This window comes from Antrihabitans cavernicola (genome assembly GCF_008297975.1).
GTDB classification, from domain to species: domain Bacteria; phylum Actinomycetota; class Actinomycetes; order Mycobacteriales; family Mycobacteriaceae; genus Antrihabitans; species Antrihabitans cavernicola.
The window spans coordinates 290,981-312,459 of sequence record NZ_VLNY01000006.1; the positions used below are offsets into that span (position 1 = coordinate 290,981).

Annotated in this window: 25 protein-coding genes; 20 read left to right on the forward strand and 5 right to left on the reverse strand. The window is 65.1% G+C overall.

The window, feature by feature from the left end:
• Positions 1-10: 10 nt before the first annotated feature.
• The 4 genes from FOY51_RS15320 to FOY51_RS15335 are packed head-to-tail and all read left to right on the forward strand — an operon-like array spanning position 11 to position 3,475.
• Complete coding sequence (locus tag FOY51_RS15320) at positions 11-838, forward strand: alpha/beta fold hydrolase (RefSeq protein ID WP_149431096.1); 828 nt, start codon at positions 11-13, stop codon at positions 836-838.
• Positions 839-868: 30 nt separating this feature from the next.
• On the forward strand, positions 869-2,203 hold the full coding sequence (mshA, locus tag FOY51_RS15325) for a D-inositol-3-phosphate glycosyltransferase (RefSeq protein WP_149431097.1): 1,335 nt from the start codon (positions 869-871) through the stop codon (positions 2,201-2,203).
• On the forward strand, positions 2,200-2,703 hold the full coding sequence (locus FOY51_RS15330; RefSeq protein ID WP_149431098.1) for a type III secretion system chaperone family protein: 504 nt from the start codon (positions 2,200-2,202) through the stop codon (positions 2,701-2,703). Before mshA ends, FOY51_RS15330 begins: the two co-directional genes overlap by 4 nt.
• Positions 2,704-2,731: 28 nt before the next feature.
• Positions 2,732-3,475 carry a phosphoglyceromutase gene (locus FOY51_RS15335; protein WP_149431099.1) on the forward strand — a complete coding sequence of 248 codons (744 nt, stop codon included), beginning with the start codon at positions 2,732-2,734 and terminating at the stop codon, positions 3,473-3,475.
• Here the strand turns inward: FOY51_RS15335 and FOY51_RS15340 are convergent.
• Positions 3,460-4,011: a hypothetical protein gene (locus FOY51_RS15340; protein WP_149431100.1), complete on the reverse strand. Its 552-nt coding sequence runs from the start codon at positions 4,009-4,011 to the stop codon at positions 3,460-3,462. The genes FOY51_RS15335 and FOY51_RS15340 overlap by 16 nt on opposite strands.
• Positions 4,012-4,149: 138 nt before the next feature.
• Between FOY51_RS15340 and FOY51_RS15345 the strand changes: the two genes are divergently transcribed.
• Together FOY51_RS15345 and FOY51_RS15350 are read left to right on the forward strand one after the other, a co-directional pair.
• Entirely contained in the window at positions 4,150-5,361 is a 1,212-nt protein-coding gene (locus tag FOY51_RS15345; protein WP_149431101.1) for a sensor histidine kinase, read from the forward strand.
• Positions 5,358-6,047 (forward strand): response regulator, encoded by a 690-nt coding sequence (locus FOY51_RS15350; protein ID WP_149431102.1) that lies wholly within the window; start codon positions 5,358-5,360, stop codon positions 6,045-6,047. The genes FOY51_RS15345 and FOY51_RS15350 overlap by 4 nt, the downstream gene beginning before the upstream one ends.
• Before the next feature lie 22 nt (positions 6,048-6,069).
• Here the strand turns inward: FOY51_RS15350 and FOY51_RS15355 are convergent, their stop codons facing one another.
• Together FOY51_RS15355 and FOY51_RS15360 are read right to left on the reverse strand one after the other, a co-directional pair.
• Entirely contained in the window at positions 6,070-6,993 is a 924-nt protein-coding gene (locus FOY51_RS15355) for a type IV toxin-antitoxin system AbiEi family antitoxin (protein ID WP_187776337.1), read from the reverse strand.
• Positions 6,994-7,153: 160 nt separating this feature from the next.
• Complete coding sequence (locus FOY51_RS15360) at positions 7,154-7,960, reverse strand: DUF3109 family protein (protein WP_235916366.1); 807 nt, start codon at positions 7,958-7,960, stop codon at positions 7,154-7,156.
• A gap of 32 nt (positions 7,961-7,992) precedes the next feature.
• On the opposite strand from FOY51_RS15360, the gene FOY51_RS15365 reads away from it, so the two are divergent.
• The 3 genes from FOY51_RS15365 to FOY51_RS15375 are packed head-to-tail and all read left to right on the forward strand — an operon-like array spanning position 7,993 to position 10,936.
• On the forward strand, positions 7,993-8,946 hold the full coding sequence (locus tag FOY51_RS15365) for a Ppx/GppA family phosphatase (protein ID WP_149431103.1): 954 nt from the start codon (positions 7,993-7,995) through the stop codon (positions 8,944-8,946).
• A complete protein-coding gene (locus FOY51_RS15370; protein ID WP_149431104.1) occupies positions 8,943-10,004 on the forward strand; it encodes an Rv0497 family membrane protein in 1,062 nt (353 codons plus the stop codon). Before FOY51_RS15365 ends, FOY51_RS15370 begins: the two co-directional genes overlap by 4 nt.
• An 11-nt stretch (positions 10,005-10,015) precedes the next feature.
• Positions 10,016-10,936, forward strand: coding sequence for a sugar phosphate isomerase/epimerase family protein (locus FOY51_RS15375; protein WP_149431105.1), 921 nt, complete (start codon positions 10,016-10,018; stop codon positions 10,934-10,936).
• Here FOY51_RS15375 and FOY51_RS15380 read toward each other — a convergent pair.
• On the reverse strand, positions 10,895-11,320 hold the full coding sequence (locus FOY51_RS15380; protein ID WP_149431106.1) for a hypothetical protein: 426 nt from the start codon (positions 11,318-11,320) through the stop codon (positions 10,895-10,897). The genes FOY51_RS15375 and FOY51_RS15380 overlap by 42 nt on opposite strands.
• Before the next feature lie 89 nt (positions 11,321-11,409).
• On the opposite strand from FOY51_RS15380, the gene FOY51_RS15385 reads away from it, so the two are divergent.
• The 7 genes from FOY51_RS15385 to FOY51_RS15415 all read left to right on the forward strand — a co-directional run bounded on the left by FOY51_RS15385 (position 11,410) and on the right by FOY51_RS15415 (position 16,740).
• Entirely contained in the window at positions 11,410-12,033 is a 624-nt protein-coding gene (locus tag FOY51_RS15385; protein ID WP_149431107.1) for a MerR family transcriptional regulator, read from the forward strand.
• 4 nt (positions 12,034-12,037) lie between these two features.
• Positions 12,038-12,877 (forward strand): thioesterase family protein, encoded by an 840-nt coding sequence (locus FOY51_RS15390; protein ID WP_149431167.1) that lies wholly within the window; start codon positions 12,038-12,040, stop codon positions 12,875-12,877.
• A gap of 75 nt (positions 12,878-12,952) precedes the next feature.
• Positions 12,953-13,768, forward strand: a complete 816-nt coding sequence (proC, locus tag FOY51_RS15395) for a pyrroline-5-carboxylate reductase (protein WP_149431108.1) — start codon at positions 12,953-12,955, stop codon at positions 13,766-13,768.
• A gap of 127 nt (positions 13,769-13,895) precedes the next feature.
• On the forward strand, positions 13,896-14,132 hold the full coding sequence (locus FOY51_RS15400; RefSeq protein ID WP_149431109.1) for a helix-turn-helix domain-containing protein: 237 nt from the start codon (positions 13,896-13,898) through the stop codon (positions 14,130-14,132).
• A gap of 254 nt (positions 14,133-14,386) precedes the next feature.
• Positions 14,387-14,488, forward strand: a complete 102-nt coding sequence (locus FOY51_RS15405) for a 30S ribosomal protein bS22 (RefSeq protein ID WP_003402602.1) — start codon at positions 14,387-14,389, stop codon at positions 14,486-14,488.
• Between the two features lie 165 nt (positions 14,489-14,653).
• The gene (locus FOY51_RS15410) at positions 14,654-15,727 is read left to right on the forward strand and encodes an NAD-dependent epimerase/dehydratase family protein (protein WP_149431110.1); all 1,074 of its coding nucleotides are present in this window, start codon (positions 14,654-14,656) and stop codon (positions 15,725-15,727) included.
• Complete coding sequence (locus tag FOY51_RS15415; protein ID WP_149431111.1) at positions 15,724-16,740, forward strand: lysophospholipid acyltransferase family protein; 1,017 nt, start codon at positions 15,724-15,726, stop codon at positions 16,738-16,740. The genes FOY51_RS15410 and FOY51_RS15415 overlap by 4 nt, the downstream gene beginning before the upstream one ends.
• Before the next feature lie 15 nt (positions 16,741-16,755).
• On the opposite strand, the gene FOY51_RS15420 is transcribed toward FOY51_RS15415, so the two are convergent.
• Entirely contained in the window at positions 16,756-17,736 is a 981-nt protein-coding gene (locus FOY51_RS15420) for an HAD family hydrolase (RefSeq protein ID WP_149431168.1), read from the reverse strand.
• A gap of 119 nt (positions 17,737-17,855) precedes the next feature.
• Between FOY51_RS15420 and FOY51_RS15425 the strand changes: the two genes are divergently transcribed.
• The 4 genes from FOY51_RS15425 to hemC all read left to right on the forward strand — a co-directional run bounded on the left by FOY51_RS15425 (position 17,856) and on the right by hemC (position 21,474).
• Positions 17,856-18,116, forward strand: coding sequence for a glutaredoxin family protein (locus tag FOY51_RS15425; protein WP_149431112.1), 261 nt, complete (start codon positions 17,856-17,858; stop codon positions 18,114-18,116).
• Positions 18,117-18,287: 171 nt separating this feature from the next.
• A complete protein-coding gene (locus FOY51_RS15430) occupies positions 18,288-19,046 on the forward strand; it encodes a redox-sensing transcriptional repressor Rex (RefSeq protein WP_149431113.1) in 759 nt (252 codons plus the stop codon).
• Positions 19,043-20,464 carry a glutamyl-tRNA reductase gene (locus FOY51_RS15435; RefSeq protein ID WP_149431114.1) on the forward strand — a complete coding sequence of 474 codons (1,422 nt, stop codon included), beginning with the start codon at positions 19,043-19,045 and terminating at the stop codon, positions 20,462-20,464. Before FOY51_RS15430 ends, FOY51_RS15435 begins: the two co-directional genes overlap by 4 nt.
• A 53-nt stretch (positions 20,465-20,517) precedes the next feature.
• Positions 20,518-21,474 carry a hydroxymethylbilane synthase gene (gene hemC / locus FOY51_RS15440; protein WP_371830451.1) on the forward strand — a complete coding sequence of 319 codons (957 nt, stop codon included), beginning with the start codon at positions 20,518-20,520 and terminating at the stop codon, positions 21,472-21,474.
• The last annotated feature ends 5 nt before the right edge of the window (positions 21,475-21,479 follow it).

The window sequence follows — 21,479 nt, forward strand, 5'->3', positions numbered from 1 at the left end:
GTTGCGCAGCATGACTATCCGGGACGTAATCAGCGCTGACGGTACATCGATCGTCTATCGGGTCAGCGGACCCCCGGATGCTCGCCCGTTGGTGTTGTTGCACGGCTGGGCGGAATCGTTGACCTGTTGGGGCACTGGGGTTGTCGACGAACTGTCGACCCGGTACCGGGTGATCGCCGCCGACCTTCGCGGTCACGGCTATTCCGGCGCACCAGAATCCGGCTACGACGATCCCGAGAACTGGGCCGCCGACATCGCCGCGATCCTCGACGCCGAAAGCGCGATCGACGGCGCGGTACTGCTCGGCTGGTCCTACGGCGGACTGGTGATCTGCGACTACCTCGCCGAGCACGGCACGTCGGAGGTCGACGGCATCATCCTCGTCAGTGCGATCAACGGAATCGGACCTGGCAAGGCAGGCGGCACCACCGGTCCGGCGATGCGGGCGGCAATGCCGGCAGTGTTCGACGAGTCGCCCGGCACCGCGGTGCGCGCATTCGCGGCGTTCGGCGATGCCAACATCGGTTCGGGCGAGGGCAAGGGTGTCGATGCGCAGCGGCTGTTCGGCGCCAGCCTCTCGACACCGCCGCGGGTTCGCAAGGCGCTGTTCGTCCGAACCACCGATCACGACGACATGCTCCGCACGCTCGACGTTCCCGCGCTGCTCATGCACGGCACCGCCGACACCGTCGTCGACATCGCCGCGTCCGAGCACGCCGCCGCGCTGATTCCCGACGTCCACACGTCGTACTGGGACGGCGCCAAGCACGGTTTGTTCATCGAGGATCCGGGGAAGTTTGTCGCAGAGGTGAGTGAATTCATCGACACACTCGCCTGACCGTGATTCCACGCAGTGCACTATGGAGATGTGAGCCCATTGCAGAGCAGGCGGTTGACGCGAGTAGCCGTGTTGTCGGTGCACACCTCGCCGCTGGCGCAACCGGGCACCGGCGACGCAGGCGGCATGAACGTCTACGTGCTGCAAAGCGCTCTGCAAATGGCCAAACGCGGTGTCGAGGTGGAGATATTCACCCGAGCGACCTCGTCGGCCGACGAGCCGGTGGTCGAAGCCGCCCCCGGTGTCTTGGTGCGCAACGTTGTCGCGGGGCCTTTCGAGGGCCTCGACAAACATGATCTGCCCACTCAGCTGTGTGCCTTCGCGGCCGGTGTGCTCCGCGAAGAGGCGCGTAACCAGCCCGGCCACTACGACCTGATCCACTCGCACTACTGGCTCTCCGGCCAGGTCGGCTGGCTCGCCCGTGACCGCTGGGGCGTTCCCCTTGTACATACCGCCCACACGCTCGCGGCAGTGAAGAACGCGTCGTTGGCCGAGGGCGACACTCCGGAGCCCGCCGCCCGCGAGATCGGCGAGCGCCAGGTTGTCGAGGAAGCCGACCGGCTGATCGCGAACACCGCGGAAGAGGCCAAGCAGCTGATCGAGACATACGGCGCCCCGCTGGACAAGATCGACGTCGTGTCACCAGGTGCCGATCTGGCCCGCTACCGCCCGGGTGATCGGGCTGCGGCACGCGCTGCCTTCGGCATCGATCCGCTCGAGTCGGTGGTGACGTTCGTCGGACGGATTCAGCCACTGAAGGCTCCGGATGTGCTGCTACGCGCCGCCGCCGAAATTCTGACCCGACGACCTGATGCGCCGTTGCGCGTACTGGTGGTCGGAGGTCCGTCGGGGACGGGGTTGGCGCGGCCCGATTCGCTGATCGAGCTTGCGGCCGACCTGGGCATCGCAGATCGCGTCACGTTTCTACCGCCACAGCCGCCCGATCGGTTGGTCGAGGTGTATCGAGCGTCGGATGTCGTTGCGGTACCCAGCTATTCGGAGTCCTTCGGTCTGGTTGCGATCGAAGCGCAAGCCTGCGGGACACCGGTGATCGCCGCCGACGTCGGCGGGTTGGGCACGGCGGTTCGCAACGGCGAGACGGGAATCCTGGTCCAGGGTCATCGCGCCGACGACTGGGCGTCGGCGCTCGGATCGATGCTGGCCGATCGCAGCGAACTCGCTCGGATGGGCGAGCGTGCGCACCACCATGCCGACAATTTCTCCTGGGAGCACACCGCGGAGGGTCTGCTCGCCAGCTATCGAAAGGCGCTTGTGGACTACGACATTCGCGATTCCAGAGCCGAGGCTCCCGCGCAGCGTCGTCCACGCGGGATGTGGAAGATCCGTAGGGGAGTGCGGGCATGAGCGAATCCGTCGCCGAGACCATCGATGCCGCGTTGCGTGAGCGCGAACTCGAGTACGAGCGCAAGGGCGACAAGCAGTTCGTCGTCGAACTGCCCGGTGAGCGAAAACTGAAGACCACGTGCCTGCTGACGGTGGGCAAACACGGCGTCCGCGTCGAAGCCTTCGTCTGCCGTCACCCCGACGAGAACATCGACGGCGTCCACAAGTGGCTGCTGCGGCGCAACCGTCGGCTCTACGGCGTGCACTACACGATCGACCGGAGCGGGGACATCTACCTGGTCGGTCGGATGTCGTCGCATGCGGTCAACGGCGACGAGCTCGATCGCGTTCTCGGTCAGGTGCTAGAGGCCGCCGACGGCGACTTCAACACCCTGTTGGAACTCGGTTTCGCGGAATCCATTCGGCGAGAATGGAAATGGCGGGTCTCGCGTGGCGAATCGCTGAAGAACCTCGAGGCGTTCGAGCATCTGGTGGACGGATCGCAGGCCACGCAGCAATAAGTGGACGCGAGCATGTCAGGATAAGTCCATGAGTATCGGGACCCTCGTGCTGCTCCGCCATGGCGAGAGCGAATGGAACGCATCGAACCAGTTCACCGGCTGGGTGGACGTGCATCTGACCGAGAAGGGTGTCGGCGAAGGCAAGCGCGCCGGCGAACTGCTCGTCGAGAACGACGTTTTGCCCGACGTCGTGTTCACCTCCGTGCTGCGACGCGCGATCAGCACCGCGAACCTGGCGCTCGACGTCGCCGAGCGGCATTGGATTCCGGTGGTACGCGATTGGCGTCTCAACGAGCGGCACTACGGCTCGCTGCAGGGCCTGAACAAGGCGCAGACCAAGGACAAGTACGGCGACGAGCAGTTCATGCTGTGGCGCCGTAGCTACGACACGCCGCCGCCACCCATCGAGGTCGGCAGCGAATTCGCGCAAGACGGCGATCCTCGCTACGCAGGTATCGACGTTCCGACGACCGAGTGCCTTCTCGACGTGGTGAAGCGGATGATCCCGTATTGGGAGTCCACGATCGTGCCCGAATTGCGCGCAGGGAAGACGGTTTTGGTTGCGGCACACGGCAACTCGCTGCGCGCGTTGGTCAAGCACCTCGACGGGATCTCGGACGCCGACATCGCGGCGCTCAACATTCCGACGGGTATTCCGCTCCGATACGACCTCGACGACGATCTGTTGCCGACCAACCCCGGCGGCACCTACCTCGATCCCGAGGCTGCTGCTGCCGGTGCTGCGGCTGTCGCGAATCAGGGCGGGAAGTAGCTGGTATCCCAGAACTCCGGGTACTGCTGCGGGCAGATGCAGTTGCGGTCGTTCTGGGGCGGGTCGATGATTCTGCCCTGTATCGGCGCGAGGAGTCCTTCGATCCGTTGGGCCGCTGCGACGGCAGTTTCGGTCACGTCGTAGCGCTCGTCCTCGTCGGCCGCTGAGATCCGCACGTCGTGGCCGACGTGCACGTGGACGTTGTGGTCGGCCAACCGCACCCAACCTGGCTGCGCGAACTGTGGAAAGGCCTGGATCGGGAACGCCAGCTTCGCCCACTCGGCGCCGGTGTAGGTGACGCCCGTGACCGGCGCCGGCCCACCCGGTGCAGCGAGCGTGATGCCGAGGCCGTCGCAGACGGACAGCAGATCGTCGACGCCGTCGAACCCGATGGCAACCAACAGTTGATCGCCGTCGTTCGCGTGACCGCCGTATGCGCGACAGAACCGGAAATAGCGCAGGCTGCGTGCCCAGGTTTGCAGCCGGTCGGGCGAGTGTTGCTCGAAGAGATACTGGTGCCAGCGGCTGTCCTTCATGTCCCGTTCCATCGATTCGCGGGTTTGCGGCGAACTCTGCGTGAACTCGCGGAGAACATTCGTTTCCCAGCATGTGACTCGCATCAAAATGCCTGCACCCTGCGTTGGTGAGCTGTCCAGCGAACGTACGATTCACGCGTGACTGTAGTTCAAGCCGTGCTGCTAGCCATCGTGGCAGCTCTTGTCGGTTTGGGCGTCGGCGGTCTGCTGATCCCGTACATGAACACCCGGCAATCGGTGCGCAGGCAAGCGCAGTCCGGGTTGACGATGTCGCAGGTGCTCGACTTGATCGTGCTGGCGTCCGAGAGCGGTATCGCCGTGGTGGACAAGCATCGTGACGTCGTCCTGTTCAATCCGCGCGCCGAAGAACTCTCTGTGGTGAAGAACCGGCAGCTCGACGAACGCGCATGGGCGGCCGCGGAAAAGGTGCTGACCACCGGCAATACCGTCGAATGCGATCTGTCCACCAAGAAGATCCAGGGTGGGCGTGATCGGATCGCTGTCCGTGGCGTCGCACGGCTGCTCAGCCGCGAAGACACCCGGTTCGTCGTCATATTCGCCGACGACGATTCCGAGACGGTCCGCATGGAGGCAACCCGACGGGACTTCGTCGCCAACGTCAGCCACGAGCTCAAGACGCCCGTCGGCGCGATGGGACTGCTGGCCGAAGCGCTGCTGGAGTCCGCCGATGATCCTGACTCGGTCCGGCATTTCGGCGAGCGCGTGCTTGCGGAATCGGTGCGGCTCGGCAACATGGTGAGCGAGTTGATCGCGCTGTCGCGGCTGCAGGGTGCGGAGAAGCTGCCGGACATGGAGGTGGTGGCTGTCGACGAGATCGTCGCCGAGGCCGTCGATCGCTCGCGCACCACAGCCGAAGCCGCGGACATCACCGTCAACACCGACCACCCCAGCGGCCTCGAGGTGATCGGTGACAAGACGTTGCTGGTGACGGCGCTGTCGAATCTGGTGGAGAACGCGATCGCGTACTCGCCGAAGGGATCCCAGGTCTCGGTGAGCCGGTCGATCCGCGCGGGCAAGGTGGCGATCGCCGTCACCGACCGTGGCATCGGCATCGCCAAGGAGGACCAGGAGCGGGTGTTCGAGCGCTTCTTCCGGGTCGACAAGGCACGCTCCCGGGCGACCGGCGGCACCGGCCTCGGACTCGCAATCGCCAAGCATGTTGCGGCGAATCACAACGGCGCGATCTCGCTATGGAGCAAGATCGGGACCGGATCGACGTTCACCTTGCGAATTCCCGCCTATCTCGAAACCGATCACGAAGAACCTCTGCACCACCGCGATGGTGTGCAGAGGGGCAAGTCGACAAACAATGTGGAGGCCCACCGGTGACCAGTGTGTTGATCGTTGAAGACGAGGAGTCGTTGGCTGATCCGCTGGCGTTCTTGCTGCGCAAGGAGGGTTTCGAGACGACCATCTGCACCGATGGCCCGTCGGCGTTGGCGGAATTCGACAAGTCGGGGGCGGATATCGTCCTGCTCGACCTGATGCTGCCGGGGATGAGCGGTACCGACGTGTGCAAGCAGCTGCGAACGCGTTCCGGCGTCCCGGTGATCATGGTGACGGCGCGCGACAGCGAGATCGACAAGGTGGTCGGGCTCGAGCTCGGCGCCGACGACTACGTCACCAAGCCGTACTCCGCCCGTGAGCTGATCGCGCGGATCCGGGCGGTACTGCGACGCGGCTCCGACACCGATCTCGACGGCGCAGGCGACACCGGCGTTCTCGAAGCGGGTCCGGTGCGAATGGACGTCGAGCGGCACATCGTGTTGGTCAACGGCGATCAGGTGACGCTGCCGTTGAAAGAGTTCGACCTGCTCGAGTACCTGCTGCGCAACTCCGGTCGGGTGCTGACGCGTGGTCAGCTGATCGACCGCGTGTGGGGTGCGGACTATGTCGGGGATACCAAGACCCTGGATGTGCACGTCAAGCGGTTGCGCTCCAAGATCGAAGGTGATCCTGCGAAGCCCGAGCACCTCGTCACCGTTCGCGGGCTGGGGTACAAGCTCGAGGCTTAGGTCCCGCTGATCACGGACTTTCTCACGCTAATCGCGAGACGGTGTTGGCGGAAAGTGAGTTGTCGGCGCGCTCGAGGTGTGCGCGGAGCCGATTGATCAATTGCTTCGGCCGTCGATGGACGTCGTCCGCCGTGATGTACACGATCAGCCAGCCCTGATCCTGCAGCCAGGTGATGCGGCCCTTGTCGCGTCGTACAGCCAGCGCCCCCGAGTGGAACTCGTCGCCGTCGTATTCGGCACCGAGTTTCGCATCTTCCCAACCGAAGTCGAGAAAGTACCTCGGCATGCCCCACCTGTCGGGCACGGGGTATTGCAACGTCGGCGCGGGTAGACCGGCGTCGAGCAGCAGTAATCGGGTCTCCGACTCCATCGGTGATTGTGCACCGGAATCGGCAAGCGGCAACAGCTTTCGCGTTGCACAGATGCCCCGACGACGCCCTTGCTGTCGGGCCGCATCGTCGAGCTCAGCAGCTGTGCATCGACCGCTACGCAACGCGGCATCGAGGGTAGCGAGGGCACGCGGGCGAGGAAGCGATCGAGCGACTTCGACGGCCGTCCACGCCGGTGCAGTCAGTAACTGGCCGTCAAGCGCGGTGATCGGTGCGCCGAGCCGTTGCTGCGCGACGAGGCCGGGGCGACCGTTGCGATGCCGGTCGAGCGGATCGATGACGTGCACAGTCTCGCTCTCCTGGACGTCGAACCCCCAAAGTTGCGACGCACTGTCGAGGCACGCCGCGACGCGCGTGCCGAACAGCTGATCGAGCCCGGCGAGCTTGTGCGCGAGATCGGGCGGCGTCGTCGAGTATATGCCCTGCCATATCCGAAAGAGCATGCCCTGCTGCACCATTCGGCGGCACTCGGCCGTCGTGAACTCGGTGAGCAGAACTCCAGTCGGCAGTATTCCACGGTGCGCCCTGGCTAGATTGTCGAGCCGAATATCCCCCATAGCGGCATCTTGAACCAGCCGTCCGACGAGAAAGCCCCGCAAATGGGTTTCCAGGGAAATCTGTGGATAGAAATATGCGTTGTGGATAACCGTCGATCACGGACTTTCTGATGCAAAACGCGAGGAGCCGCGCGCAGAAACTCCGTGATCAGCGGGGAAATCAGCGGGAAGCGTGCACCGTCGCAGGATGAATAGCGATCAAGCCCAAACCTTCACGCCGCTTGCAATGGCGTGCGAGCTCTTTGTACGCATCTTTGCCGAGCAATTCGGTGAGCTCGGGGCCGTACGACTGCCACACCGGTCTGGTGCCGACATGGGCGTCAGGTGAGCCGGAGCAGTACCAGTTCAGGTCTTCGCCACCTTCGCCCCAACCGCGACGGTCGAACTCGGTGATGGTGGTGCGCAGAATGTCGACGCCGTCGGGCCGCTTCACCCAATCCTGAGTGCGGCGGATCGGGAGCTGCCAGCACACCTCGGGCTTCACTTCCAACGGCTCTATCCCTTTTCGCATCGCCATGATGTGCAGCGCGCAGCCCGCACCGCCCTCGAATCCGGGGCGGTTCAGGAAGATGCACGCGCCCTGATGACGGCGGGTACGCAGGGCAGGCTCGTCTTCGAGTTCGTCGAGTTCGACGTAGCCCTTCTTGCCGAGGCCCTTCGACATGAACTGCCAATCGGCCGCTGTGAGCAGCTTCACCGAGCGGTCCAGCTTCTTGCGATCGTCGTCGTCGGAGAAGAAGGCGCCGTGGCTGCAGCAGCCGTCGTCAGGTCGGCCCTCGATGATTCCTTGGCACGCAGGTGTGCCGAACACGCAGGTCCATCGCGAAAGCAGCCAAGTCAGGTCGGCTGCGATCACGTGTTCGGCATTCGCCGGGTCGATGAACTCGATCCATTCCCGGGGAAAGTCGAGGTCTACCTCGGGGGCCGGGTCGATCTTGCCGATGGACCCACCGTCACCTGCTGTCACAGGGCCCGACGGTAGACCAGTACCGTATCCGTGTGCGCCTAGGGGTACTCGACGTCGGAAGCAACACCGTCCACTTGCTTGTCGTGGACGCGCATCGTGGTGGGCACCCCATGCCGATGAGCTCCACCAAGTCCGTTTTGCGACTGTCGGAGAACATGGACGACAAGGGTCGCATCACACGTGACGGCTCCGATCTGCTCACCTCCACAGTCGACGAATTCGCCAGTATCGCTACGACATCGGGCTGCGGCGAGCTGATGGCGTTCGCTACCTCCGCCGTTCGGGACGCCGAGAATTCCGACGAGGTGCTCGCCCGAGTCCGCGACAAGACCGGCGTCGAGCTGGAAGTGCTGTCCGGCGAGGACGAGGCCCGACTCACCTTTCTTGCGGTACGACGCTGGTACGGCTGGAGTGCGGGTCGCATCCTCAATCTCGACATCGGCGGCGGTTCGCTCGAGCTGACCATCGGCGGCGACGAGGATCCGGAAGTCGCGCACTCGCTGCAACTGGGAGCGGGCAGGCTCACCCGGGACTGGCTCCAAGGCGATCCGCCCGGCAAGCGCCGGGTCTCCGTGCTGCGCGATTGGCTCGACGCCGAGCTGGTCGAACCCGCCAAAGAGCTGAAGGCCGCGGGTAAACCCGACCTTGCCGTCGGCACGTCGAAGACGTTCAGATCGCTCGCCCGGCTGACCGGCGCGGCCCCGTCCGGGGCAGGTATTCGTGTGAAAAGAACACTGACAAGTAGCGGACTGCGCCAACTCATCGCCTTCATATCCCGGATGACGTCCGCGGACCGTGCAGAATTGGAAGGTGTCAGCGCAGATCGGTCCCAGCAATTGGTGGCAGGCGCGCTGATTGCCGAGGCCAGTATGAGGGCATTGTCGATCGATACGATCGATATTTGCCCGTGGGCGCTACGCGAGGGCTTGATTTTGCGCAAGCTCGATACCGAGATGGGCGGTGACCTGGTGGTGAGTACTACATGACGACTGACGAGACGGCTGGAGAGCCGAAACAGATCTCCGTCGCGGAGTTGCTGGCACGCAACGGTCAGAAAGGTGGCGTCAATGCCACCGAGGGCGGTCGTCGGCGCGCAGGTGTCGCGGGCGGCATCACGGTCGCCGAGCTCACCGGCGAGATTCCGGTTTATCGCGACGAGCCGCGCGTCGATGCGAAGGAGGCGCCGGTAGCGGAAAAGGCTCCCGAGCCCGCCAAGGCAGAGCCGGTCAAGTCCGAGCCAGTCAAGCCCGAGCCGGCCAACGTAGAGCCCGCCAAGCCCGAGCCTGCCAAGGCCGAAGCACCCAAGCTCGAGGAACCCAAGGCCGAAGCGCCCAAGGTCGAAGCACCCGAGCCTGTCGAGCCCAAGGCAGCAGAGCCCAAGGTCGAGGAGCCCAAGCCCGAGCCGCCGGCAACAGCAGCGTGGCCGGCACCCACACCCACACCGAACCAGGCGCCTGAGCCCACCGCGGCCCTGCGCATCCAAGACATTCCTGTACCCAAGGAGCCACAACGGCCGACGGCGTGGTCGTCGCAGAGCGAGCCGCAGCTACTCGCAGGCTCGCCGACCTCCAACGATCTGATTCGTCGGCCGGATGTGCGCGAGGACGTGCGCCCGGAAGAGTCGACGGAGGTGGTCAACAACTTCGGGCCGCTTCGTGACCCGTCGGGTGCGCCGGTACAGCGCAGCTGGATGACGAAGCGGAGCGACGACGTCGTCGCCCCCGACGACAAGCCGGTGGTCGAAGAACCGGCGGCGTCCGATGTTCCGGAGGCCAAGCACAGCAATGTTCGCCAGTGGCTGGTGCTGCTGGGTCAGGCCGTCGTCGCGATCGTCATCGGCGCGCTGTTGTTCAAGGGTTTCGAGCGGCTCTGGGACATGCTGCCCTGGGTGGCGCTGGTGCTTGCGGTGCTGGTGATTCTCGGGTTGGTGGCGCTGGTACGCATCCTGCGCAAGACGGACGATTTGTTGAGCATCGTGATAGCGATCGTCGTCGGAGTGTTCGTCACGATGGGTCCGCTCGTATTCCTCCTGAGTACGAGTTGAGCGCGTAGCCGATGGTCGTTCGAGGTCGCGCTGCGCGACGGAACATCTTGGTCGGACTGTCCACGGCATCTGTCTATCCACAGAACACCGAGGCTGCGTTCCGCTACGCCGCCGAACTCGGTTACGACGGCGTGGAACTCATGGTCTGGGCCGAGTCGATCAGCCAAGATATCGACGCCGTCAAGGGGCTGGTCCGTAAGTACGCGATCCCGGTGCAGGCCGTCCATGCGCCGTGTCTGTTGATTTCGCAGCGCGTCTGGGGTGCCGATCCCGTTGCCAAGCTGGAGCGGTCGGTGCGAACGGCGGAAGCTCTCGGTGCGGGCAACGTCGTCGTACATCCGCCGTTTCGCTGGCAGCGGCGCTACACCGACGGGTTCGCCGATCAGGTTGCGGAGCTGGAATCGACCAGCGAGGTGGTGGTCGCCGTCGAGAACATGTTCCCGATGCGCGCGGACAGCTTCTTCGGTCGCCGCGAGGCATCGGCGGAACGGTTGAAGCGGCGCGGCGGGCCGGGAGCGGCGCTGTCGGCGTTCAGCCCGTCCTACGACCCGACGGATTCCAACCACGCGCACTACACCCTCGATCTGTCGCATACAGCCACCGCGGGCATGGACGCCTTGGATCTCGCCGCCAGGATGGGCAGTGGCCTGAGCCACCTGCATCTCGCGGACGGTCGCGGCGCCGCCTACGACGAGCACCTGATTCCCGGACACGGTTCGCAGCCGTGCGTGGAGCTGTGCGAGTACCTGGTGCGCTCCGGTTTCTCCGGGCAGGCGGTGGTCGAGATCAACACGCAGAACGCCCGCACCAGGACGGAGCGGGCATCCATGCTGCACCAGGCGCTGACGTTCGCGCGGGTGCATCTCAACGGTCATGCGGCAGTTGCGGAGTCACAGCCTGCCGATACCGGCGGCGAGGATTCCGACGCCTGAGATCGTCAGGCCGACAACCAGGCAGGCCGCACCCAACCACAGCAGAGTGATCAGTCTGTTCGGCTTCGACGGGTTCGTTCCGACGACGGACAGGAAGAAGCCTGCCGGCATGAAGATGGCCGCGGCGAGCACTGTGATGGTTCCCGCTGCCGCCCAGCCGTCGCCGACAGCCGCTGCGTGCGTGAGCAATCCGATCGTCAGTCCGAGCGTGACCAGTACACCGGCATGGGCATGACCGGCTCGGAAGAAGGTCTTCTGTAGGTCGTTGGCGCCTTGCTTTCCGCCGAGGACTTTCAGCAGAAACGTGCCGCCGAACGCGATTCCGATCACAGTCAGCACGGTGCCGCCCAGGACGATCGTCAGAAATGGTGGGAGCGATTGCATGGAAACCCCTCGGGATGCGTATTCTTGATTGGATACCGGCACTCTCCAATATTGGATAGCGTCAGTATCCAATTGTCAAGGGAGGTGCCGTGCGGGTATCCGAATTGGTCGCCGAGACCGGCATCCCGCTTGCGACGGTCAAGTACTACCTGCGCGAGGGCTTGCTGATGCCTGGCGCGGCCACCAGTGCAACCCGATCCGAGTACGACGACCGACACGTCCACCGACTGGCGCTCGTCAAGGCGCTGTCAGGCCTCGGTCTGCCGATTCCGAAGATCAAAGTGATCCTCGAATTGATCGATGCACCGTCGTCGTCGCTGTTCGATTCGCTCGGTGAGGCGATCGGCGCACTGCCGCCATACGTGTCGTCCGACGGTGACTTTCCACGGGCGGAGGCGGTGCTTGCGGATCTCGGTCAGGTCTACGACCCGAGCTATGTCGGTGTCGCCCAATTGGAGAGTGCGCTGCGGGCTGCCGAGGAGGTCGGCATTCCGATGACCGACGATCGCTTACGCGCCTACGGCAAGCACATCATGGGCCTGGCCGAGGCCGACGTCGCTGCTATGCCGAAAGCCACCGCCGACGCCATCGAATACGCCGTGTTGGGTACCGCGATCTACGAACCGGTGATCGCCGCGATGCGACGGCTTGCCCATCAAGACATTGCTGCGAAGAAACTTCATGGAGAAAGGCAAGGCCCCGATGTCCGTTGATCCGATAGGTGCCGCTCCCTTCCGCGATCTGTGCACCCTCGGTGTGCGCGACGACGGACGCTACGACGCCACCATCGCCGAGTTCTGGACCATCGGGCCCAAGGTGCACGGCGGCGTCATGCTCGCCGTCTGTGCCGCGGCCGCTCGACAGAAGGTGCGCGAACAGGATTCCGAACCGATGCGGGCCATGCAGCCGTTGTCGGTGGCGGTCGACTACCTCGGCGCGCCCGTTCCGGGTGCGGTGATCCTGGACGTGAACCTGCGCAAGACCGGCAAGCAGATCTGTCTGGCCGACGTCGAGCTGATACAGGGGGACCGAACGCTGGTGCGGGCAGCCGTCACGTTGGGTCACCTGGACACCGAACCGCCTGCCTACCAGCGTGATTCGCTGATCGATATGCCGATCGAGCCCACACCCGACGCGATCGTGTACGACGACAGCACCGATATGGGCAAGATCGTCAACGTGGCCAAGGGCTGCGATCTGCGCCTGGATCCGACGTCGGCGGCATTTCTCGAACAGAAGAAGGGCGAGCCATCGTTCCGGCTCTGGATTCGGCCGTTCGAGGACGACGCGAACGATCCCGACGTGGTGCTGTTGTTCGCGATGATGGCGGGCGACATCAGCCCGCCGGTGGTGTTCAACCGCGGCATGTTCGGGTGGTCGCCGACCATTCAGCTCACCACCTATCTCCAACGCAAGCCTGCCCCCGGCTGGTTGCGCGTGATGTCGAGCGCAAAGTCGATCGGTGTCGGCAACTTCGACGAGGACCATCTGATCGTCGACTCGACCGGCGCCGTGATCGTGCAGAGTAGACAGCTGGCCTTGCTGCCGAGAAGCTGACAACCGTGCGCGAAGTTCGGTGCCCCAGCACCCGATTTCACGCACGGGCGGCAGCGCCGCCTACTGTTGGTCGCCATGACGAGAATCGCATTGATCGGTGGCGGCAGGATCGGTGAGGCACTGCTCGCAGGCCTGCTGGACGCGGGACGCGCGGCGAAGGATTTGGTTGTCGCCGAGGCTGTTCCTGCACGAGCGGCCGAGCTCGAGGAGCTCTTCGGAGTTCGGGTCACCACCGTCGCCGACGCCGCCGAAGGCGCCGACATCATTGTCGTCGCGGTCAAGCCTGCCGATGTGGACGCGGTGATCAACGAGCTCGCCACTGTCGATATCGACGCCGAGCGTGAACAGCTGATCGTCACGATGGCCGCAGGCATCCCGACCAGCCGGTTCGAGCCCAAGCTCCCGGCCGGTTTCCCCGTGGTCCGCGTGATGCCCAATACGCCGATGCTGGTCGGCGAGGGCATGACTGCCGTGGCCCCGGGCCGCTACGCCAAGGAATCGCATGTGGAACTGGTCCGCGAGCTGCTGACATCGGTGGGCAAGGTGGTCACGGTCACCGAGTCGCAGATGGACGCCGTGACCGCTGTGTCTGGGTCCGGACCTGCCTACTTCTTTCTGGTCGTCGAGGCGATGATGGAGGCTGCCGTCGGCCTCGGAATTACGCACAGAACGGCCAAAACGCTCATCGTGCAGACCATGATCGGCTCCGCAGCCATGCTGGAACGCTCCGGAGACAGTGCATACGAGCTGCGCGCCGCAGTAACTTCGCCGGCGGGGACAACCGCCGCAGCTGTGCGAGTTCTCGAAGAAAAGGGCCTCCGATCTGCGTTTATCGAGGCGTTGAGGGCATCTCGCGACCGTTCGGCCGAGCAAGGCGCTGTAAACGAATAAGTATTCGATTGCCCACACCCGTCGCAGTAACCCCACTAGTCCCGCTAAGCTCCATACAGCACGTGCGTGTCTGTTCCGCCGGAGGGGAAGCCTGGCGGCGCGACGCGTGCCGGAGGTATGTGGATTTATGGCGTCTGTAAACAAGCCGCCGCAGGGCCCGTCGTCTTCGGACGGCTCGACCCTCGGTGGTACACAGTTCCTGACGGTCGCAGAAGTGGCGAACCTGATGAGAGTGTCGAAGATGACGGTGTACCGACTGGTGCACGGGGGTGAGCTGCCGGCTGTTCGGGTCGGTCGTTCGTTCCGCGTGCACGCCAAGGCGGTACACGACTATTTGGAGACCTCGTATTTCGATGCTGGCTGACAGTCGGTAGTTACGGCGACAAGCCAGTTCGACGAGGTCGGCACGAGTGGCACGTGACCGGACGACGGTCGGATCATCGCTCTGCACGCAGAGCCGGTGGTCCGGTCAGGCGTCCGGTTTCGTTCTGCTCGTGCTGTCCCGGTAAGATGGACTCTCGTCGTGCCAGCGAGCCGGTTTCGTGGGCGCTGTGCTGAATACGCGTACGTAACCGTCGTGCGCACGAACGCAAACAAGAACGTGAGGGGCCACCCACTATGGGTTCAGTGATCAAGAAGCGCCGCAAGCGCATGTCGAAGAAGAAGCACCGCAAGTTGCTTCGTCGTACCCGCGTGCAGCGTAGGAAACTCGGCAAGTAGCCGAACCCGCTTTTGCCCATGCCCGTTGCCTCCTGGCAGCGGGCATTCGGCGTCTTCGGGGCAGGTTGTCGTATTAACAGACCGTAAGAAGTCGGTTACACCGTCCTGCTCGTCACCCCGGGTGACTAAGCTCTCCCCAAGAAGAGAATGTGATGGGGGTTGCCGGTGAGTACTGACGAGCGTGGGAACAGCACGCCCAAGGTCGTTCTGGTCACCGGCGCGAGCCGGTACCTCGGCGGCTACCTGGTGACCAGGTTGGCTCGCAACGAGGCGATCGATCGAGTGATCGCGGTGGACGTCGAGTCGCCGAGCAAGGACATGCTGCGACGCATGGGGCGCGCGGAGTTCGTGCGCGCCGATATCCGAAATCCGTTGATAGGCAAGGTGGTCAACGGAAACGACGTGGACACCGTTGTGCATGCGTCGACGGTGCAGCGCCCGCCGAAGGGCGGCAGCAGGGCGGCGATGAAGGACATGAACGTCCTCGGCGCCATGCAGCTGTTCGCGGTGTGCAACAACGCGCCGAGCGTGCGATCGGTGATCCTGCGGTCGTCGTCCGCGGTCTACGGCTGCAGCCCGAAGGACCCTGCGATGTTCACCGAGGAGATGAGCGCCCAGCGCAGGCCGAGCGGCGGCTTCGCGCACGACATGATCGAGATCGAGGGATTCCTACGCGGGCTTGCCCGGCGTCGACCCGACATCGCGATTTCGATTCTGCGCACCGCACCCTTGATCGGACCGCGCCACAACGGCTCGGTGTCGCGCTATTTCACGTCGCCGGTGGTCCCGACGATCATCGGCCGCGACGCGCGGCTGCAGCTGCTGCACGAGGAAGATGCCCTCGCAGCGATGGAGCGTGCGGCGACCGTCGGCCGAGCGGGCACCTTCAACGTCGCCGCCGACGGCACCATGATGATGTCGCAGGCGATCCGACGCGCAGGCGCGATCGAGGTCCCGATGCCGATGCGGTTGTTCCGCAGCGTCGGCCGCGTACTGATGGGGCCGATGATGCGCGACTTCACCAAAGAGCAGCTCGAGTATTTCAATTTCGGTTGCGGTCTCGACACCAGACGGATGCGAACCGACCTCGGGTTCGAGCCCCGATGGACTACCATCCAAGCCTTCGACGACTTCGTCCAAGGCAACTCGATCAAGCCTGTTGTGGACCCGGCCTGGGTGGACAGGGGCGAATCCGCACTACGAGGGCTGGTCGCAGCCGGAGCAGGAGCTTTGCGATGAACGACGTGGCAAAGGTCATCCACCTCCACGAGGACAAGCCGGGCAGGGTGTCGCCGCGACTGCGGTTTCCCGCCGAGCCTGCGGTGCCGAGCGCGCCTGCGCAGGTCACGTCGATCACCGACCGGCTCGACGAGGCCGACCCCTCACGCAGCATGGTCGACGGTGTCGCGCGGTCGTTGACCAAACAGATCGGGGATACGGCGGCATTCCTGCGGCGTCGGATCACCGGCGACTACCAGGTGGACGAGTTCGGCTACGACCCCCATTTCAACGACGCCGTTCTGTTGCCCGCATTGCGGCCGCTGTTCGACAAGTGGTTCCGTGTCGAGGTCAGCGGGATCGAGAACGTTCCCGCGACCGGTGGCGCCCTGGTGGTGTCCAACCATGCGGGCGTGATCCCGCTCGACGGGCTGATGGCGTCGGTCGCGGTTCGCGACAAGCACCCGCAGCACCGTCCCCTCCGCATGCTGGCCGCCGACTTGGTTTTCGAGACACCGGTCGTGGGCTCGATGGCGCGCAAGGCCGGTCACACGCTGGCCTGCAATCCCGATGCGGAACGACTGCTGCGCAACGGTGAGGTGGCTGCCGTGTTCCCCGAGGGCTTCAAGGGAGTGGGCAAGCCGTTCACCGAGCGCTACAAGCTGCAGCGGTTCGGTCGTGGCGGATTCGTTTCCGCCGCGGTGCGCACCGGCGTGCCGATCGTGCCGTGCTCGATCGTCGGGTCGGAAGAGATCTACCCGAAGATCGGCGACCTCGCACCGTTGGCGCGACTGCTCAATCTGCCCTACTTCCCGGTGACACCGCTGTTCCCGCACTTCGGTCCGCTCGGGCTGATTCCGCTGCCGTCGAAGTGGCACATCGAGTTCGGCGCGCCGATCTATACCGACTCCTACGAGCCGGGCGCAGCCGACGATCCTATGATCATGTTCGAGGTCACCGACAACGTTCGCGAAACCATCCAGCAGACGCTGTACCGCCTGCTTGCTCAGCGCCGCAATGTTTTTCTCGGGTAGCAGTGTCTTTCTGGGCTAGCTCGCGATCGGCTGGTCGCGCCTGCGGGTGATGACCGCCGCAAGCGCGCCACCCGCGGCACCGAGCACCAGCGCCGTCGGAACGCCGACCTTGGCCGCCTTGCGGCCGGTCCGGAAGTCGCGGATTTCCCAGCCACGGTTCTTCGCGAGCTCGCGAAGATCCGAGTCGGGATTGACGGCCACAGCGGTGCCGACCAACGAGAGCATCGGGACGTCGTTGTGGCTGTCCGAGTACGCCGAACAGCGCTTGAGGTTGAGTCCCTCCCGCACCGCGAGCGCCCGAACGGCGTGCGCCTTGCCGGTGCCGTGCAAGATGTCACCGACCAGCCGACCGGTGAACTTGCCGTCCTCGCTCTCGGCGACGGTGCCGAGGGCGCCCGTGAGACCCAACCGCTGCGCGATCACCTGCGCGAGTTCGACCGGTGTCGCTGTGACAAGCCACACCTGTTGGCCCGCCTCGAGGTGCATCTGCGCGAGTGCCAACGTTCCCGGCCAGATCTTGTCGGCGATGATCTCGTCGTAAATCTCCTCGCCTAGTCTGGCGAGCTCCGCCGTCGAGCGGCCTGCAACGAACGAGAGTGCTTTCTCACGGCCACTGGCGACGTCGCTGCTGCTCTCTTTGCCCGATACCCGGAACTTCACCTGCTTCCACGCGAAGTCGACGAGGTCCGATGTCTTGAGATATTTCCGTGCGGCAAGTCCACGAGCGAAATGCACGATCGACGCGCCCTGCACCATCGTGTTGTCGACGTCGAAGAAGGCGGCGGCGGTGAGGTCGCGGGGGACTGCCGGGTCGTCGTCGGCCGGTTCGAGGCGGGCCGACTCGGCAGCCTCGTGGAGGGCCAACGCGGCGTCGGCACTGGCCTCGCCCGCGAGGTTCGCGCGAACCTCGGCTTCGCTGGGGCCCAACGGATTTCTGGTGCGTCGGGGCCCGCCGCCGGACTGACCGAAACGGCCGGAATCGAACACGCCGAAAATGACGGAGCGACCAGCTCCCGTGTGACCAGGCACCACACCTCCAGTGTCGCGAAACCCTTGTCACAACACTATCCCGGTCGGCTCCGCCCTATGACTCCGGTCGATGGCAGAGTGTCGGCATGATCACCCCCACGAACGCAGTCACCTTGCTCACGCGAGCCGGTTGCGGACTCTGCGACGTGGCGCACGGGCAGCTGGTCTCGATCTGCGCGGAGTTCGGCGCAACCCTCGATTCTGTCGATGTCGACGCGGCCGCAGCCACCGAACCGGGGTTGCGCGCGGAGTACGGCGACCGGCTACCCGTCGTCCTGCTGAACGGGCGCGAGCACAGCTATTGGGAAGTCGACGAGGCTCGCCTGCGAGCAGATCTGGCGCGCTGAGAGCTGTCCGACCACGAGGGCGATTTGACATTTCGCTGGTCGAGGTGGTGGTAGGGGCCGAATTCGCTGACTTTGTGCGTGGCTTCACAAGCAGTTACCGTGGTGAGAACAATTCCCGGATCAGCGTGAAGGCCGGCGCAAAAGCACCGGTGAAGACGAGGAGCCTTTGACGTGACCGATCAGCACGCGACGCCGAGCGCTGCTGGCGTCGACGCAGCGGTCACCACGGCAAAGTCGCTGCATCTGGCCAGGGACATTCCCCAGGCCACAGTCTCGCGGCTTGCGACCTACCTTCGTGTTCTGACCGGCATGGTCGATGACGGAATCCTGATCGTATCGAGTGAAGAACTGGCCGCTGCGGCGGGTGTCGGTTCTGCGAAGCTCCGCAAGGATCTGTCCTTCCTAGGCCCCAACGGGGTTCGCGGTGTCGGCTACGACGTCGCCCGGTTGCGTGCCCGAATCGAAATCGCCCTCGGCCTGGATCAGGGGCATCGCGTGATTCTGGTCGGCGTCGGCAACCTTGGCCGCGCGCTTGCGGGCTACGGCGGCTTCGGGCGCCGCGGCTTCTCGATCGTTGGGCTGTTCGATACCGATCCGACGCTCGTCGGCACCGCCATCGCCGGTATCGACATTCGCGACAGCAATCAGCTCGACGCGGCCTGCGCCGAACTCGAGCCGACCATTGCCGTGCTCGCCGTTCCGGACTCGGCAGCGCAGCACACCTGCGACCGACTGGTCGCCGCCGGTTTGCGCTGCATCCTGAGCTTCTCGCCGCTGATGTTGACCGCGCCCGCCCATGTGGAGATTCGACGCGTCGACCTCGCCGTGGAAATGCAGATGCTGTCGTTCAGCAGCGCACGCAATGCCGAAGGCGAGGCAGTGCCGGTGCCCGCACATGCGACCAGCAACGGATCGGTGGTAGCCCCATGAGTGTTCTGCTCCTCGGAATTTCGCACCGCAGCGCGCCGGTCTCGGTGCTGGAGCGGGTCGCGATTTCCGAGTCCGATCGGCCGAAGCTGACCGACCGGATGCTTGCGTCGAGCCACGTCTCCGAGGCGATGATCGTCTCCACCTGCAACCGCGTCGAGCTCTACGCCGTCGTCGACGCCTTCCACGGCGCGCTTGCCGAGGTCGGCGAGATGCTGGCAGAGCATGCGGGCCTGCCGCTGCCCGACCTGACCAAGCACGCGTACGTCCGCTACAGCGAGGCCGCGGCGGAGCACCTGTTCGCGGTGGCGAGCGGGCTCGATTCGATGGTGATCGGCGAGCAGCAGATCCTCGGCCAGATCCGTTCCGCGTATGCCGCATCCGATGCGCAGCAGGCGTCGGGCCGGGTCTTGCACGAACTTGCCCAGCAGGCGTTGCGCGTCGGCAAGCGGGTTCATGCGGAAACCGGCATCGACTCGGCTGGTGCGTCGGTGGTGTCGGTGGCGCTGGATCGGGCCGCCGGAATCCTCGGGGACGGTCAGCTGGTCGGCAAGCAGGCAGTCGTGTTCGGCGCCGGTGCGATGGGCGGCCTCTCGGTGGCCGCGCTGACCCGCAGCGGTATCGGCCGGATCGTCGTGGTCAACCGGACCATGGAGCGTGCAGAGCACCTCGCCGCCACGGCGAAGTCGCACGGGGTCGAAGCCGACGCCGTCGATATCGCGAACCTGTCGTCGGCCATGTCCGATGCCGACATTCTCATCACCTGTACCGGCGCGGTCGGTACCGTCGTCACGCTCGCGGATGCGCACCTCGCGCTGTCCAAGCGAGCACACGACCGACCGCTGGTGATCTGCGACCTCGGCCTGCCGCGCGACGTCGAGCATGCTGTTGCCGGGTTGCCCGGCGTGACCGTCATCGACATGGAAACCCTGCAGCGTGATCCGGCCGCCGGTGCTGCCAGCGCCGATGCCGATGCTGCCCGCGAGATCGTGGCGGGCGAGTTGGCCGCGTACCTGTCCGGTCAGCGGTTGGCGGAGGTCACTCCCACCGTCACCGCGCTGCGTCAGCGCGCCGCCGAGGTGGTCGAAGCCGAGCTGATGCGCCTGGAGTCGCGGCTACCCGGACTGGACGACCCGCAGCGCGACGAGGTTGCGCGCACCGTGCGCCGCGTCGTCGACAAGCTGCTGCACGCGCCGACGGTGCGGGTGAAGCAACTCGCTGCCACCCCCGGCGGGGATACCTACGCCGAGGCGCTGCGCGAGCTGTTCGAATTGAAGCCCGGTGCCGCCCAGTCGGTTGCGACGCCGATGGAGATCAGCGCCAACCCGTCCGCCCGGCAGCTGGAGACCTCGATCGAATTGGCCGACGACTTCACCACCGGTCAGTTCAACGAGCACGACGCCTGGGGGGCTGCGCAGTGACCGCACCCACTTACGTTGCCCGCGAAGCCGTTCCGGGCGTCGACACCGGCCGGATCCTCAAGATCGGCACCCGCGGCAGCCTGTTGGCGTTGACGCAGGCCGGAACCGTGCGCGACGCCTTGATCGCCACTGGACATCAAGCGGAGCTGGTTGTCGTGCGCACTGCGGGCGACGAGTCGGCAGCTCCGGTTCAGGAGATCGGCGTCGGCGTGTTCACCACCGCGCTGCGCGATGAATTGTTCTCGGGCGCAGTCGATATCGCCGTGCACTCGTACAAGGATCTGCCGACCGCGCCGGACGAGCGATTCGTGATCGCCGCCATTCCGCCGCGTGAGGACTCGCGAGATGCCCTCGTCGCACGCGATGGACTTGTCCTCGGCGAGCTCCCTGCGGGTTCCAAGGTCGGGACCTCGGCTCCACGGCGCGCCGCGCAGTTGCGGGCACTGGGGCTGGGCCTCGACGTCGTTCCGTTGCGCGGCAACCTCGACACCCGATTGCGCAAGGTCGCCGACGGCGAGCTGGACGCGGTTGTCGTTGCCCGCGCAGGTCTTTCGCGCATCGACAGACTCGATGCCGTCACCGAGGCGTTGGAGCCGGTGCAGATGCTGCCCGCTCCCGCGCAGGGTGCGCTGGCCGTCGAATGCCGGATCGACGACGCGGAATCCATTGCAGCACTTGCTCTTCAGGACGATCCGCAGAGTCGTGCGGCGGTTACTGCCGAACGGGCGCTGCTCGCCGAATTGGAAGCCGGCTGCACGGCTCCGGTCGGCGCGATCGCCGAGGTGGTCGAATCGATCGACGAGAGCGGTCGCATCTTCGACGAGCTGTCCTTGCGTGGATGCGCTGCGGCACTCGACGGTTCGGATGTCGTCAAAGCCTCCATCGTCGGCTCGCCCGACGACGCCGAGAAATTGGGGCGTGACCTCGCCCGTGAGTTGCTCGATCTGGGCGCCCGCGAATTGATGGCGGTCACCGAACCTGCGAGTGGCGGAGGTGGTGCCGGTGCCTGAACCGA